The organism is Agrobacterium sp. V1 (assembly GCF_030518355.1).
Lineage (GTDB): Bacteria > Pseudomonadota > Alphaproteobacteria > Rhizobiales > Rhizobiaceae > Agrobacterium > Agrobacterium cucumeris.
Map to the genome: position 1 here is coordinate 1,816,875 of NZ_JAULSF010000002.1, position 14,664 is coordinate 1,831,538.

Annotated in this window: 15 protein-coding genes; 7 read left to right on the forward strand and 8 right to left on the reverse strand. The window is 60.1% G+C overall.

What is annotated here, in order from left to right; translation table 11 throughout:
- Positions 1-5 precede the first annotated feature (5 nt).
- Together QSV77_RS22150 and QSV77_RS22155 are read left to right on the forward strand one after the other, a co-directional pair.
- Positions 6-425, forward strand: a complete 420-nt coding sequence (locus QSV77_RS22150; protein WP_046801706.1) for a DUF3597 domain-containing protein — start codon at positions 6-8, stop codon at positions 423-425.
- A 22-nt stretch (positions 426-447) separates the two neighbouring features.
- Positions 448-636, forward strand: coding sequence for a hypothetical protein (locus QSV77_RS22155; protein ID WP_142842456.1), 189 nt, complete (start codon positions 448-450; stop codon positions 634-636).
- Between the two features lie 81 nt (positions 637-717).
- Here QSV77_RS22155 and cydX read toward each other — a convergent pair whose 3' ends face one another.
- The 7 genes from cydX to QSV77_RS22190 all read right to left on the reverse strand — a co-directional run bounded on the left by cydX (position 718) and on the right by QSV77_RS22190 (position 9,059).
- Positions 718-840 (reverse strand): cytochrome bd-I oxidase subunit CydX, encoded by a 123-nt coding sequence (gene cydX, locus QSV77_RS22160; RefSeq protein WP_045015706.1) that lies wholly within the window; start codon positions 838-840, stop codon positions 718-720.
- A gap of 22 nt (positions 841-862) precedes the next feature.
- Positions 863-2,020: a cytochrome d ubiquinol oxidase subunit II gene (cydB, locus tag QSV77_RS22165; protein ID WP_302735072.1), complete on the reverse strand. Its 1,158-nt coding sequence runs from the start codon at positions 2,018-2,020 to the stop codon at positions 863-865.
- A gap of 6 nt (positions 2,021-2,026) precedes the next feature.
- Complete coding sequence (locus QSV77_RS22170) at positions 2,027-3,604, reverse strand: cytochrome ubiquinol oxidase subunit I (protein ID WP_142842458.1); 1,578 nt, start codon at positions 3,602-3,604, stop codon at positions 2,027-2,029.
- A gap of 66 nt (positions 3,605-3,670) precedes the next feature.
- A complete protein-coding gene (gene cydC / locus QSV77_RS22175; protein ID WP_302735073.1) occupies positions 3,671-5,362 on the reverse strand; it encodes a thiol reductant ABC exporter subunit CydC in 1,692 nt (563 codons plus the stop codon).
- The gene (gene cydD / locus QSV77_RS22180) at positions 5,359-7,149 is read right to left on the reverse strand and encodes a thiol reductant ABC exporter subunit CydD (RefSeq protein WP_302735291.1); all 1,791 of its coding nucleotides are present in this window, start codon (positions 7,147-7,149) and stop codon (positions 5,359-5,361) included. The genes cydC and cydD overlap by 4 nt, the downstream gene beginning before the upstream one ends.
- 17 nt (positions 7,150-7,166) lie before the next feature.
- Positions 7,167-7,745 (reverse strand): GbsR/MarR family transcriptional regulator, encoded by a 579-nt coding sequence (locus QSV77_RS22185; RefSeq protein WP_302735074.1) that lies wholly within the window; start codon positions 7,743-7,745, stop codon positions 7,167-7,169.
- Positions 7,746-8,027: 282 nt separating this feature from the next.
- Complete coding sequence (locus tag QSV77_RS22190; RefSeq protein WP_302735075.1) at positions 8,028-9,059, reverse strand: L-idonate 5-dehydrogenase; 1,032 nt, start codon at positions 9,057-9,059, stop codon at positions 8,028-8,030.
- A gap of 218 nt (positions 9,060-9,277) precedes the next feature.
- Here QSV77_RS22190 and QSV77_RS22195 point away from each other — a divergent pair, with 218 nt between their 5' ends.
- From QSV77_RS22195 to QSV77_RS22205, 3 genes are all read left to right on the forward strand, one after another.
- On the forward strand, positions 9,278-10,033 hold the full coding sequence (locus tag QSV77_RS22195; protein ID WP_110759189.1) for an SDR family oxidoreductase: 756 nt from the start codon (positions 9,278-9,280) through the stop codon (positions 10,031-10,033).
- A gap of 87 nt (positions 10,034-10,120) precedes the next feature.
- Positions 10,121-11,014 carry an NAD(P)-dependent oxidoreductase gene (locus QSV77_RS22200; protein ID WP_302735076.1) on the forward strand — a complete coding sequence of 298 codons (894 nt, stop codon included), beginning with the start codon at positions 10,121-10,123 and terminating at the stop codon, positions 11,012-11,014.
- A gap of 158 nt (positions 11,015-11,172) precedes the next feature.
- Positions 11,173-12,168 carry an aldose 1-epimerase gene (locus tag QSV77_RS22205; protein ID WP_302735077.1) on the forward strand — a complete coding sequence of 332 codons (996 nt, stop codon included), beginning with the start codon at positions 11,173-11,175 and terminating at the stop codon, positions 12,166-12,168.
- 17 nt (positions 12,169-12,185) lie between these two features.
- Here QSV77_RS22205 and QSV77_RS22210 read toward each other — a convergent pair whose 3' ends face one another.
- On the reverse strand, positions 12,186-12,647 hold the full coding sequence (locus tag QSV77_RS22210; protein ID WP_142842464.1) for an Lrp/AsnC family transcriptional regulator: 462 nt from the start codon (positions 12,645-12,647) through the stop codon (positions 12,186-12,188).
- Between the two features lie 167 nt (positions 12,648-12,814).
- Between QSV77_RS22210 and QSV77_RS22215 the strand changes: the two genes are divergently transcribed.
- Together QSV77_RS22215 and QSV77_RS22220 are read left to right on the forward strand one after the other, a co-directional pair.
- A complete protein-coding gene (locus QSV77_RS22215) occupies positions 12,815-13,528 on the forward strand; it encodes an aspartate/glutamate racemase family protein (protein WP_302735078.1) in 714 nt (237 codons plus the stop codon).
- Positions 13,529-14,299 (forward strand): class II glutamine amidotransferase, encoded by a 771-nt coding sequence (locus tag QSV77_RS22220; protein WP_142842466.1) that lies wholly within the window; start codon positions 13,529-13,531, stop codon positions 14,297-14,299.
- The last annotated feature ends 365 nt before the right edge of the window (positions 14,300-14,664 follow it).

Here is a 14,664-nt window from a genome sequence, read left to right on the forward strand (position 1 = left end):
CAAGAATGAGCTTTTTCGACAAGATCAAGAACGCGATTTTCGGCAAGGCCGAGGCCGCCCCGCAGACTTCGGCACCGGCCGGCACGCCAACGACGGCCGCAAGCCCGGCAGCACCCGCCCAGCCTGCTTCGCCGGCACCGACAGCCAGCGCTCCGGCATCCACCGGCAGCGTCGACGTCGCCTCCATTCTGGATGCGGCAGTCAAAAAGAACGGACAGAAGCTCGACTGGAAACACTCGATCGTCGATCTTCTGAAAGCCCTTGATCTGGATAGCAGCCTCAGCGCCAGAAAAGAGCTGGCGGGTGAACTGGGTTACACCGGTGATACCTCGGATTCGGCCACGATGAATATCTGGCTGCACAAGGCCGTCATCAAGAAACTCTCCGAAAACGGCGGCAAGGTTCCGGCCGACCTTTTGGATTGAACCGGTAAACGGGAGAGCCGCAATGGACGACTATTCCAGCCTGCGCGAGCAGATCGGCCAGGATCTCGATACCCTGCACGGGACCGATAACCCGAAGTCGATTTTTGAAATCGCTGACGACTATCTCCTTGGAAATCCAAACCTCAAGAGAGCAATCGTCGAAGACATCATCAAGGAAGAAGCGGACAAGCGCGGCATCGCGATCCACTAAGGCCGCGCGATAGGCACGGCTGTTTTACGAGAGGGCGGCATCCGGAACGGATGCCGCCCTTTTATGTCTCATGCCGAAGCGTTATTTTTCCAGCTTAGCCTCAGCCTTTTTGGCGTTTTCTTCCATCAGCTCATACCACATGGCGTTCATGACGGCGAAGATGGCGGCGAGGGGCAGGCCGAGCAGCCAGGCGAAATACCACATGTTCGATCTCCTTCTCTCGATATCAATATGCGTGACCGCTGTCGTCGCGGATCGCCTTTTCATCCACCTTGCCCCACAAGACGCGATAGACCCATGAGGTGTAGGCGACGATGATCGGAACGAAGATAAGGGTGACGACCAGCATGTTGAACAGTGTCATATGGCTGGACGATGCATCCCAGACCGTCAGGCTCGACTTCGGATCGACCGAGGACGGCAGGATGAAGGGAAACATTGAAAGCCCGACGGTGGCGATGATACCGAAAATGGCAAGCGAGCTGGCAAGCAGCGCCATCACTTCCCTGCGGAGCCTCAGCAAGATGAAGGCGACCAGCGGGAAGGCCAGACCGAGCGCCGGTGCCAGCATCATCCATGGATGCGCCGCATAATTGGAGAACCAGACGCCGGTTGCGACCTCAACCGTCTTTGCCAGAGGATTGGACGGCCCATCGGTCACGACTTCCGAGGTGAAACGATAACCATCGACACCAAACCACAGCAGGATGCCGCCGAGTGCAAAAAGAACGGTGGTGGCAAGTGCCGCGATGCTGCCGAAACCGCGGGCGCGGGTCGCAACCGGACCTTCGGTTTTCAGCACCAGCCAGGCCGCCCCATGCATCACCAGCATCGCGACGGAAACGAGGCCGCAAAGTAGAGCGTAGGGGTTCAGAAGCTCGAACAGCGTCGTGCCGTCGTAGAAGATCCTGAGATCGTCATTAAAATAGAACGGGACGCCCTGCAGCACATTGCCGATCGCCACGCCGAAGATCAGCGCCGGTACGAAGCCACCGACGAACAGGGCCCAGTCCCAGCCGCTGCGCCATGCCGCACTTTCACGCTTGGAACGGTATTTGAAACCGACCGGTCGCAGGATCAACGCGAACATGATGGCCGCCATTGCCAGGTAAAATCCTGAAAATGACACCGCATAGAGTGGCGGCCACGCGGCGAAGATCGCTCCGGCGCCAAGGATGAGCCAGACCTGATTGCCCTCCCAGACAGGGCCGATGGAGTTGATGACGACACGCCGCTCAATATCCGTCTTCGCGACGAAGGGCAGCAACGCGCCCGTGCCGAGATCGAAACCACCGGTTACGGCAAAGCCGATAAGCAATACGCCGAGCAGCAGCCACCAGATGATGCGAAGGATTTCATAGTCGATGAGTTGGTGCAGGATCATGATCGTTTACTCCGCAGCGACGAGTTTTTCAGGAACGAGCGGCGCTTCCGGCTCATGGTCCGGATCAGGCCCCTTGCGGATCGCCTTCAGCATCAGCCCCATCTCGACGATGAACAGCACCGTGTAGATGGCGATGAAACACAGAAGCGTAATCAGAACCGTCGAGGCGCTAAGGCTCGAAACAGCCGCCGCCGTTGGCAGCACGCCCTCAATGATCCACGGCTGACGCCCGAACTCGGCCACCACCCAGCCCATTTCGGCGGCAATCCACGGCAGCGGAATGGCGAAGACGGCCACCTTCAGCAACAGCGGATAACGGTCCAGCCGCCGGCGGGCCGAAAGATAAAAGAAGGTCGCCGTCAAAACGATGAAGAACATGCCGAGACCGACCATGATGCGGAAGGCCCAGAACAGGGTCGGCACATGCGGGATCGTATCGGCGGCCGCCTTGGCGATCTGCTCTTCTGTCGCCTGACGCGGATCGTCGACATAACGTTTGAGCAGCAGGGCATAACCAAGCTCGTGGCCGAGTTCGGCAAAGGTGCCGTTCACCTCTTCCGGCAGCTGCGCGCCCTTGCCGCTGGCGCGTATCTGCATCAGTGCGTCATAGGCCTTGATGCCGTCGCGGATACGGGTCTTTGCCTGTTCCACCAGATCGTTGATGCCGGGGATTTCCGTATCGAGCGAACGGGTGCCGATAAGGCCCATCACCCAGGGGATCTTCACCGCGAAATGCGTCTCGCGCGCTTCCTGATTGGGGAAACCTATTGCCGTGAAGGGTGCCGGTGCCGGTTCCGTTTCCCACATGGCCTCGATGGAGGCGAGCTTCATCTTCTGGTGTTCGGTGGAGAGATAACCGCTTTCGTCACCCAGCACGACGACCGACAGCGCGGACGCCAGACCAAAGGAGGCGGCAACTGTCATCGACCGCTTGGCGAGATCGACGTGGCGCCCCTTCAGCACATACCAGGCGGAAACGCCGAGCACGAAGATGGAGGCCGTGACATAACCTGCGGAAACCGTGTGAACGAATTTCGCCTGTGCGACCGGGTTGAACAGGACCGCGGCGAAATCCGTCACTTCCATGCGCATGGTCTGCGGGTTGAAAGCCGAACCCGTCGGGTTCTGCATCCAGCCATTGGCGATCAATATCCACAGCGCCGAGAAGTTTGAGCCGATCGCCACGCACCATGTCGCAACGAGATGGCCGAGTTTCGACAGCTTGTCCCAGCCGAAAAAGAACAGGCCGACGAAGGTGGCTTCCAGAAAGAAGGCCATCATGCCCTCGATCGCCAGCGGAGCACCGAAAATATCACCGACATAGTGGCTGTAATAACTCCAGTTCATGCCGAACTGGAACTCCATGACGATGCCTGTTGAAACACCCAGCACGAAGTTGATGCCGAACAGCGTGCCCCAGAATTTCGTCATCTGCCGCCAGATCACCCGGCCGGTCATGACATAGACCGTTTCCATGATGGCGATGACCACCGACAGCCCGATCGTCAGGGGAACGAACAGAAAGTGATATAAAGCGGTAACCGCGAATTGCAGGCGCGACAGCGCCACGATGTCGAGTTCCATGGTTTTACCCCACCTTTATGGGAAGCCGGCCTTCTGTTACGAAATCACGCCAGCCCCGAAAAATACTCAGTCCCGGCGTAATGTTTGCAGCACTACGTCGTATTCCGGCGTCCCGCTTTGACATTCATCAAATTGGCGCCCGTCTTTCAGCATGATTATGCGGTCAGTGAATTCGGCCTCGCGGCGATTATGGGTGATCATCACGACAGCCTTGTCTTCGGCCCTCGCAAACAGCCGGCTGAGCACATCGCGGGCTGTCTCGCCGTCCAGTCCCTCCGTCACCTCGTCGAGAAGCCAGAGCGGTTTGTCGATGAGCAGGAAACGGGCAAGCGCCAGCCGGCGCGACTGGCCCCCGGAGAGCCCCTGCCCCGCTTCGCCAAGCCTCGTCTCCAGCCCGGCGGGCAGGGTTTTGGCATGTTCGGCAAGGCCTGCGGCGTCAAGGACGTCCCACAATTCGCGCTCGGTCGCAGCGGGTTTCGCCAGCCTCAGATTATCCGCGATGCTATCGCGGAAAAGCTGGCTCCGTTGTGTCATGAGCGAAGAGGGTAACGCGCGGACAGTACCTGCCGATGGCTGCAATTCACCCGCCAGAAGCTGGATGAGGCTGGTCTTGCCCGCACCGCTCGGGCCGATGATCGCGACCTTTTCTCCAGCGGCAATGGCAAGATTGATCTTGGTCAGGACCGGCTGGTCGTTGCCGTGCCGTTCCAGACGCACGCCTTCAAGCTCGGCAGCCACGCCGCTAGCGGGCAAAGCCGGACAGCGGACCTCGGCCGGCACTGAAAGGCGCGGCGCGATGCGCCTTGCGGAAAACAATGTACGGCCGAGTTCCATCGCACCGCGGCGCAGCGCGGTGAAAGGCTCCAGCGCGGCAAAACAGACGAGCAACCCGAGTGCGGCGGCCGGCGCGCTCACCATTCCCTGCTCCGCCAGCCAGGCCATGCCGAGCAGAGCCGCGCTCAGAAGGACCGCCGTCGCAAGCCCGAAGGAAAAACCGGTATTCGTTTCGATGCGGTTCAAGGCCTCGTCGCAGGAAAGCAGGTAGTCATCGGCGCGCCTCACTGCCGCGACCTGCGCGGAAAGGCGACCTGCCGTGAGCAATTCCGTCTGCCCGTTGACGAGGTCTGCCGTACGGGCACGCAGGGCTTCAAGCCCGATTGCTCGCCGGCGCGAGAATTTCTCAGCCCGCAAGGCGGAGCGCACCGAAATGCCGAGCCCTGCCGCAATGAGAAAAAACGCCGCCAGAATGCCCGCAAGCGGATTGAGAAAAGTCAGCCCTATGCCGGTTGCGACAGCCGCAAGGACCGCGACAGCGGCAGGCACCAGCACACGCAGATAAAGCGAATCCAGCGCATCGATATCCGCGGTCAACCGGTTCAGCAGGCGGGCGGGCCTCGCTTCCAGATTTTGCGCCGCCTGCGGCGCTGCAAACCCGCGAAACAGCCTTTCGCGCAGTGCAGCCAGCACGGAGAGCGTCGCTTCATGGGTGGTCATACGCTCGCCGTACCGGGCGGCGGTGCGCGACAGCGCCAGAAGACGAATGGCTGCCGAAGGCATGAAGACATCAAACGCATAGGCCGTTGCCGGAAGCAGACCGGCAATGGCGGTGGCGGTGATGAACCAGCCGGAAACACCGAGAAGGCCGATGCCCGCCAGCACCGTGGTTGCCGCCAGAACCGCACCGGCAAGCAGCATGCCGCGGCGCGCCGACCAGAATAGGGCAATGATAGGTTTCAATATGGCAAAACGCGCAATCATGACCGATCCCCCGAATGGATCGCCGCCATATCCACGACCCTGTCCATGCGCGCGGCCAGCACCGGATCATGGGTTGCGACGATCAAAGTCCTGCCTTTTGCCAGCTGCAGCAGGTTTTCCGTAATGAGAGCGGCGGTTTCCCGGTCCAGATGCGCCGTCGGCTCATCAGCCAGAACAAGGCGTGTCGCGGGATCGGCGAAGGCGCGCGCAATGGCCAGCCGCACCGCTTCACCACCGGAAATGCCATGGCCGGCATCGCCGACAAGCAGATGTTGCCGGGCGGATGACAGTCTTTCGAGCCCTGTCTGCTCAAGCGCCGTCTCGACCATATCCCGCGTAATGCCGGGGCGGCCGAAACGGATATTTGCCGCAAGCGAACCGGCAAAAAAGAACGGCTTCTGGCCGATCCAGCCGATGGATGTTCGAATTGTATCAGCCGCCTCGTCATCAAGGGCGACGCCGCCGATTTTTACCGTGCCGCTTCCGGCCGAAGCCAGCCCGGCGACCAGCGACAGGACAGTGGATTTGCCGCAGCCCGATGGCCCCAGGAGCGCTACCGTTTCGCCCGCCCGAATGTTGAGATTGAAATTGCGGAGCACGGGCGGCGAGGCTGGATAGGCAAAGGACAGATCGTCCATCTCCACCGTACCGGGGGTGGGCAATGTTGCCAACGCCACATCCCTGCCCTCACCCGCAATGGCCGCACCGTCCTGCGTCAACTTGTCGAGCGCATCAAGTGCTGCTTCCCCCGCCGCCCGGTCGTGCCAGACTGCGGATAATTCCCGTAGCGGCTCAAAGAAGGCCGGGGCCAGAAGCAGGATGAACAGACCCTCGGCAAGCGTCAGCTTCTGCCCCCACGCGCCGAAATCAAGAAAACCGAGGAGATGAAAACCGATGTAAACGGCGGTCATGGCAACGCCGAGGGCGGCGAAAAGCTCCAGGACCGCCGAAGACAGAAAAGCGATCCTCAGAACCGCCATCGTCCGCGTCTTGAGGTTCTGCGCATCGGCGCTGAGGCGCCCGGCAGTCAGATCGACAGCTTCCAGTGCGCGGATCGTTTCCAGCCCGCGCAGGCGATCCAGCAGGAAAGCATTCATATTGCCGGTCTCGGCCAGCTGCTTTTCGCTCGCCGCCTTGGCCTGCCAGCCGATCAGCGCCATGAAAAGCGGAATGGTCGGCATGGAGATGAGCAGCACCAGCGCCGCAATCCAGGTGAACGGCAGGATCACCACCACAAAAACCAGGGGAACGATGGTGGCTTTCATCCGTGCCGGCTGGAAACGGGAAAGATAGGGCACCAGCGATTCCGCCGCCTCGGCCACGACACTTGCCGCCTCGCCGGAAGCAGCGCGCGACAGATCGAGCGGCGAAACCTTCGCCACGGCCTGAAGCGCTTCCAGCCGCCGCTCTGACAGCGCCGCACGCGCAGTACGAAACGATAGTCTCGCGGCGATTTTCTCCAGCCACGCCTTCAGGAGACCCAAAATGAGAACCGCGACGGCCGCCGGCACGATTGCCGTCATCGGCTCGCCATCAGCGATTTTTCCGACGGAAAAGGCCAGCAGGCCCGCCTGCGGCAGCCAGAGCAGGGCCGCCAGAACATGCACCAGGGCAACGGATCTACCCACCGCCGGTGCGCGCGTCGCCTTCACGGCAGTGTTGTCGCGGGAGGTCTTGCGGCTGGCGGTGCTGAAGAAGCGCCGCCTCGGCGTTTCAGGTGAGACCGAAACCGGCACAGGACAGTCTGCGCCATTGCTATCGGCCGACTGGCGGATTTGTGCGGACATGTTCATGACCGATCTCCTCACCTGTCCTTTTTCGCGCCGCGGGGTCTTGCAAGAGAGACGATCTTGTCCTTCGCCTCCAGCAGCTTCGTGACCTTTGAGCCGAGCGCCAGAAGGGAGGCCAGCCTCTCCGTCTCCAGCTGCTTCACATCGTCATACCAGCCGGTGAGCTGCTCGATCAGCGTCTTCATCTCATCGATGCGCTTTTGCGCATGCCGCTCATCTTCGTTCTCCGGCGTCTCCATCAGAATTTCACGCAATACGCTCAGGGTGGGATCAATTTCGCGCTTCTTGCGCTCTTCGGCAAGGGTACGGAGAATTTGCCAGACATCCTCCGGCGTCGTGAAAAAATCGCGCCTATCGCCAGGAAAATGCTTGAGAATTGCAAGGTTCCACGCCTGAAGCTCCTTCAGGCTCATCGAGACGTTGGAACGGGAAATGCCAAGCGCCTCAACAATGTCATCGGCGCAAAGCGGCTGCGGCGATATGTAAAGCAAAGCATAGACTTGGCCGACGGTGCGGTTGATGCCCCAGCGGCTGCCCATCTCGCCAAAATGCAGCACGAAGGACTGAACGAGTGGTGACAGGCTGGTCGGCATTTCTTTGTTTCCTGAATTTTCAGTAATTTCTGAAATTTCGATAACGCAAAAAACGGCAGGCGGCAAATCACCTTTTTGACCTGCGTCAAAATGTGCAGCTCGACTGGCGATACGTCAGCAGATGCTGGGCCGGATAGGCCGGGAGAACCAGGAAATCTTTCGCAGATAATTTATGATACCGATAACATCGATGATAGTCTGCCGAGGCTGAAATCTCTCGATAAAAAACCGGCGGTGGAACTAGCCACCGCCGGTTAGGGTCGCACAAATATGCGGAAGCGCTTACGAAAAAGCGATCTGGACTTTCATCGCCCGACTGCGGTCGGAGGCGAATTCGAAGGCCGAGATGGCGTCATCGAGATCGACGGTCTGGGTGATGAATGGCTTGACGTCGATCAGGCCCTTGCGCATCAGCTCGACGCCGGTGGCGAATTCCTCGTGGAAGCGGAAGGAGCCGCGCAGATCGAGTTCCTTGGCGGTAATCGCCATCATCGGCAGGCTCATATCGCCACCCAGCCCGAGCTGAACGATGATGCCGCGCGGCCGGAGTGCCGCGATGCCGCCGGCAAGCGCCACGGCAGCGCCAGAGCATTCATAGAGAACGTCGAAAGTGCCCTTGTTTGCGCCATAAGCGGCAAGCGCATCGGGCTCATCCTTGCTGTTGATGACACGATCCGCACCCGCTTCGCGCGCCTTGGCGAGCGTGAAATCGGAAAGGTCGGTCGCGACGATTTCGGCAGCACCCGCCCGGCGCGCAGCGAGGATGGACAGGATGCCGATGGGGCCGCAACCCGTCACCAGCACGCGTTTTCCCAGCAAATCACCGGCGCGGCGGGTGGCATGCAGCGTCACCGCCAGCGGTTCCGTCATGGCCGCCTCTCCGGCGCTCAGGCCGTCAGCCGGCACGCATTGAAGGGCATCCGCCACCAGAACCTCGCGGAAAGCGCCCTGAATATGCGGGAAAGGCATGGCGCTGCCATAAAAGCGCATATTGAGGCATTGGTTGTGCAGGCCTTCCTGACAAAAACGGCAGGTGCGGCACGGGCGGGATGGCGAAACCGCGACCAGGCCGCCAAGCTTCAGACCTTCCACGCCTTCACCCAGTTCCTCGACGATGGCCGACACCTCGTGGCCGAGCACCATGGGTTCGCGAAGCCGTATCGCGCCAAAACCACCGTGATTGTAATAGTGCAGGTCGCTGCCGCAAATTCCGCCCCGGGCCAGACGAAGCCGCACTTCTCCCGGCCCCGGCGCTTCCTCCGGCCGCTCCTCAATGCGCACATCCTTTGCCCCGTGGGCGACAATCGCTCTCATCAACAACTCCCGTTCAACCGCGCGCCACTGCGGCGCGTAAAAATTTCCGCATCCAGATCGCGGCCACAAGACCACATTTAGCCGCCCTGCGGCCTCCTCCCGCGCCGGATCCGTACCGAAACCGGGCGTTTAAGCCTTGACATCCACGCCTGAAAGGGATGAATGTTATCGATAACATAAACCTGTACAAATGCAATGTCGAGAGACTGGAGGAAACAGTGGGCCTTAATTTGTTCGATCTTTCCGGCCGCCGCGCCCTGATCACGGGTTCGTCCCAGGGCATCGGCTTCGCGCTGGCGCAAGGGCTTGCGGAAGCCGGTGCGGAAGTGGTGCTGAACGGGCGTGACGAAGCCAAGCTGAAAGCCGCCGCCGCCGGCATCAAGGGCGCAAAAACGCTCGCCTTCGACGCCACAGACCACGGTGCAGTGCGCGAGGCCATAGACCGTTTCGAAGCCGAAGTCGGCCCCATCGACATTCTGGTCAACAATGCCGGCATGCAGCACCGCACGCCGCTCGAGGATTTTCCGGCGGACGCCTTCGAGCGCCTGCTGCAGACCAACATTGCATCTGTGTTCCACGCCGGACAGGCGGCAGCACGCCACATGATTTCCCGTGGACGCGGCAAGATCATCAATATCGCCAGCGTTCAGACCGCTCTTGCCCGCCCCGGCATCGCGCCCTACACCGCAACCAAGGGTGCCGTCGGCAATCTGACGAAAGGCATGGCGACGGACTGGGCGAAATACGGCCTGCAATGCAACGCCATCGCGCCGGGCTATTTCGACACGCCGCTCAATGCGGCACTGGTCGCAGATGAGACCTTTTCCGCATGGCTTGAAAAGCGCACGCCCGCCGGTCGCTGGGGCAAGGTCGAGGAGCTTGTCGGCGCCTGCATTTTTCTGTCATCCGACGCATCGTCCTTCGTGAACGGCCATATTCTTTACGTCGATGGCGGCATCACCGCCTCGCTTTAAAAACATCGTTCCGGATGGCGGGCTGCGGCCGCCATCCGGAATGGGACCGACGACACCACGACACTTTGGGAGGAGGCCGTGAAAACCATGACCGAGAAGAACAAAGTCGCCCTGATCGGCGCAGGCGCCATGGGCGGGGCGATCGGCACACGGCTAGTCGAAACCGGCAATCAACTGACGGTTTTTGACCTGGATGCGGAAAAAGTGGCGGCCCTGACCAGCCTCGGCGCGCAAAGCGCCGGCACCGCGGCGGAAGCGGCATCCGTCTCCGATGTCGTGATCCTCAGCCTCAACTCACCGAAGATCGTCCGTATCGCCGTTTTCGGCAAGGATGGCGTGGCGGCGGGAGCAAAGCCCGGCACGCTGATCATCGACATGTCCTCCATCGATCCGGAGGCGACAAAGGAACTGGCGGCCGAAGCCGCAGAAAAGGGGCTGCGCTGGGTGGATAGTCCCCTCTCCGGCGGCGCGCCCAAGGCGCTCATCGGGCAGTTGACGCTGATGGCAGGTGGCAGTGACAGGGACGTCGCCGACGCCCATCGCGTGCTGCAGGATGTGGCCAGCAATTTTACCCATATGGGACCCTGCGGCGCAGGCCAGACGACCAAGCTCATCAACCAGGTTCTCTGCGGCCTGAATTTCCTGGCCGTGGCGGAAGCAACGCAGCTTGCGCTCGATGCCGGCGTCGATGCCGCCAAGATACCGCAGGCGCTGAAAGGCGGCCGGGCCGATAGTGCCATCCTGCAGGAATATATGCCGCGTTATGTGGCCAAGGACTATCGCCGCACCGGTCGCATCGACAATATGGTGAAAGACCTGAACGGCGCGCAGGACCTGGCCCGACGCACCAACACGGCCATGCCCTTGACGGCACTTTGCACCGAGGTGCACCGCATGCTGACGGCGGCGGGACTGGGCGGAGAGGATGAGGCCGCGCTGATGGAATTTTTCAGCGGCGCGAAACGAACCTTCCCGGACTGAGTTCCGTCATAGGGGAAACAAACCTCGACGTAACGGAGGTCGTTCTTGCTGCGGCCTCTTCCAGCCATTGCGAAATATCGGCACAGCGAAGATGATCTGCGAATCGGGACAGTCGTCCCGATGATCGCAAACATATGCATACAGAGGACAATTTCCCGATGACCACCTCCGCGACAGGCACGGGGATCGCCGCTGTTACCATTTCCGGCAAGGGCTTCAGCGCCGAGATCGCTTATGAGGGCGCTACGCTTTTGAGCTGGCGGCCGCGGCTTGCCGACGGTGGTAACAGCGATGGCGATGGCGAAAACCTTGTCGACGGCTATTTGACGCCGGCGGAGATGCAATCACAGAACGGCGTGAGAAACGGCATTCTTGCGCCCTTCACCAACCGCATTCCCAACGGCCGTTATGAGTTCGGCGGGGAGATGCACCACATCGAGCCGGTTCTTGCCCACGAGGCCCTCGTTTTCCACGGATTTGCCAGAGCCCTACCCTTTGCTCTCGAACAATCTTTCGAGGAGGATGGGGGTCATGTCCTCATCTTCCGCGCCGAGATATCCCCGACCGATTTCAGCGGCTATCCCTATCGGCTTGCCATCGAGGTGGAATATCGCTTTGCCGACCATGCGGTTAGTATCGATATACGTGGCATCAATCACGGCGATCGGCCTTTGCCCTTCGCAGCCGGCTGGCATCCCTATTTCCGCCTGCCTGGCATCGCGTCCATCGACGATCTCCTTCTCACCCTTCCTTCGCGAACGGCCATCAAAACGGACGATGATTTGATTCCCCTGCACGATTCACGGACAGGAATAATCAAACGGGACGATACTCGTTTTCTCTATGCGCCGGTGGCAGGCCATGTGCTGGATGTCTGCTTTACCGATCTGATCGCATCCGAAAACGGGCTTTACGAGACCCGGATCGAAAACCGGCACGATGGTTCGAGCCTCACGGTGTGGCAGGAGCGTGGCCACATGCATGTCTTCACCGGCGACACGCTGGCCCGCGACAGGCGAAAATCCATCGCGCTCGAACCGGTGGAGATGCCCACCAATGCCTTCAACCAGCCGGAGCTGGCGGCAGCAGTGACACTTCAACCGGGCGAGACCCGCAGTTTCCGTTTCGGCGTCCGCTTCGAGGCGGCGCGCTGATAAGGCACCAATGATCCTCAGATATGCGTCGTCGGCAGTGACGACGACAGCTTCACCGTCTCCATGGAGATATATGCGGACATATCGTAGAGCTGAACGCGGCGCAGGATCTGTTTATAGACCGTGTCGTAATATTCGACATTCGGCAGCACCAGCTTCAGAATATAATCGAAATTGCCAGTCAGCCGGTGAACCTCGACGATTTCAGGTATGGTACTGACGGCGGCATGGAATTGGTCCAGCCAGTCTTCAGCATGCAGGCCGGTTCTCACCAGCAGGAAAACCGTGGTCGGCAGGTTGATCTTTCGCCGGTCGAGCAGCGCCATCGTGCCCGTCACATAACCTTCCGCACGCAGGCGCGTGACGCGCCGCGAGCAGGCGGATAACGACAACGACACCTCCTCCGCTATATCGGCAAGCGGCGTTTCGGCATTTTCCTGGAGAATCGCAAGGATTCGGCGATCACGGTCATCAATCATCGCCAAAGAATGCACTGGTTAACGCAACAGCGCAAGAAATTTGCACACCAAACCTATCAGACGCCTTCTATTTGCATGCACGCATTTAAATCTCTAAAAAAACGCATGCCGTTTTCGCCCTTGCGATGGCATTCTTGTCTTCAATCAAACTTGATAAGGGAACTCTTATGAAACGCATCGGTCTGATCGGCGGCATGAGCTGGGAATCCACCGCAACCTATTACCGCATGATCAACGAGGCCGTGCGCGATAGCCGCGGCGGGCTGGTCTCGGCCGATATCGTCATGCATTCGCTCGATTTTTCCGAAGTCGTCGCCCTGCAGAAGGCCGATCGCTGGGATGAGGCCGGTGCGCTGTTGGGCGCTGCCGGTGCGCGCCTTGCCAATGCCGGCGCCGATTGTGTGCTGATCTGCACCAACACCATGCACCTCGTCGCAGAAACCGTTGAGAAGATGTCGGGCGTCGCCCTCATCGACATTATCGACGAGACCGCTGCAGCCCTGAAAGCCGATGGCCGCCGCAAGCCGCTGCTGCTCGCCACCCGCTACACGATGGAACATGGCTTCTACACCGACCGCATGCGCCGCCACGGTGTTGATGTGGTTGTGCCCGATGCGGAAGACCGGACTGCGATCCACGACATCATCTTCGGCGAACTATGCCAGGGCGAGATCAAGTCCTGCTCGCGCGAGCGTTATCTCACGGTCATCGAGAAGGCCCGTGCACTGGGTGTCGATTCCGTCATTCTCGGCTGCACTGAAATTTCACTGCTGATCAACCCCGACGCTTTGCCGCTGCCGGGTTATGATTCGACCGCCATTCACGCGAAGGCCGCCGTCGGTTTCGCGCTCGGAAACAAGGCCTTCAATAGAGCCGCATGAATGTGTCGCCTCTTTGCCTATTCCGGTAAACCGGTCTGGCTCGACAGTCTGCTGATCGAGCCGGAAGCATCACTGGTCAGCCAGTCCATGGCCGCACGGGAAGCAAAGACCGTCGTTAATGGCGATGGTTGCGGCCTTGGGTGGTATGGCGAGCGCGGCACGCCCGGCGTGTTTCGCGACACAAGACCTGCCTGGTCCGACGCCAATCTGGCCGCACTTTGCCATCAGCTCCGCTCGGGCATGTTCATGGCCCATGTCCGCTCCGCCACGTCAGGCGAGGTTTCCCGCGCCAATTGCCACCCCTTTGCCCATGGACAATATCTGTTCATGCATAATGGCCAGATCGGCGGTTACGAGCAGATCAGGCGTGATATCGATTCTCTCATACCTGATGATATCTATGCGTCGCGACGCGGCACCGGCGACAGCGAAGCGATCTTCCTCATCGCCGCCGGCCACGGCCTTGTCACAGACCCCATCCGCGCCATTTCCACCGCACTGCGCCTCTGTCAGGAAAAGATGCTCGCAGCCGGCGTTTCCTCAGCGCTGCGGTTCAGTGCCGTGCTGATGGATGGTGATTGCCTGCATGCTTTCCGCTGGTCCAGCGATGACAAGCCACCGACGCTTTACTGGCGTGGGCTGGATGAGGGAATTGCACTGAGTTCGGAACCCTTTTCCTTCGATTGCACCCCGTGGTGCGCCGTTCCGCCGAATACGCGCGTGACGATCCGCGCCGGCGAGATGACGACGGAACCTTTTTTCCCGACGTAAATATCGGTTTTTGCAACGATCAGGGCCTTTTTTCCGCGCTCACCACCCAGAGCGGGAGCGGTCACGACGCCGCCTCGTTTATTTTCATTGAATTTTCCAGGCCGCGAAGGCTAGTGTGTGATCCGATAGACCGAAACAGATTTCAGGACCGGTGAACCACTTCAGAAAGTATTGCAGCCTCTCTCCCTTTTTTGAACGATGCCCGGCATCGCAACGACCACGCAAACCCGTTCAAGAACGGCGCATGAAGAGCGCGCAATGCCTTTGGCGGTCCTCGGGATGCTGAAGGAAAAGTCTTATTTTTCATAATATTAAGCCCTCCAACTTTCCGCGAAAATTGCTGTTGCCACGCCTCCATATCGATG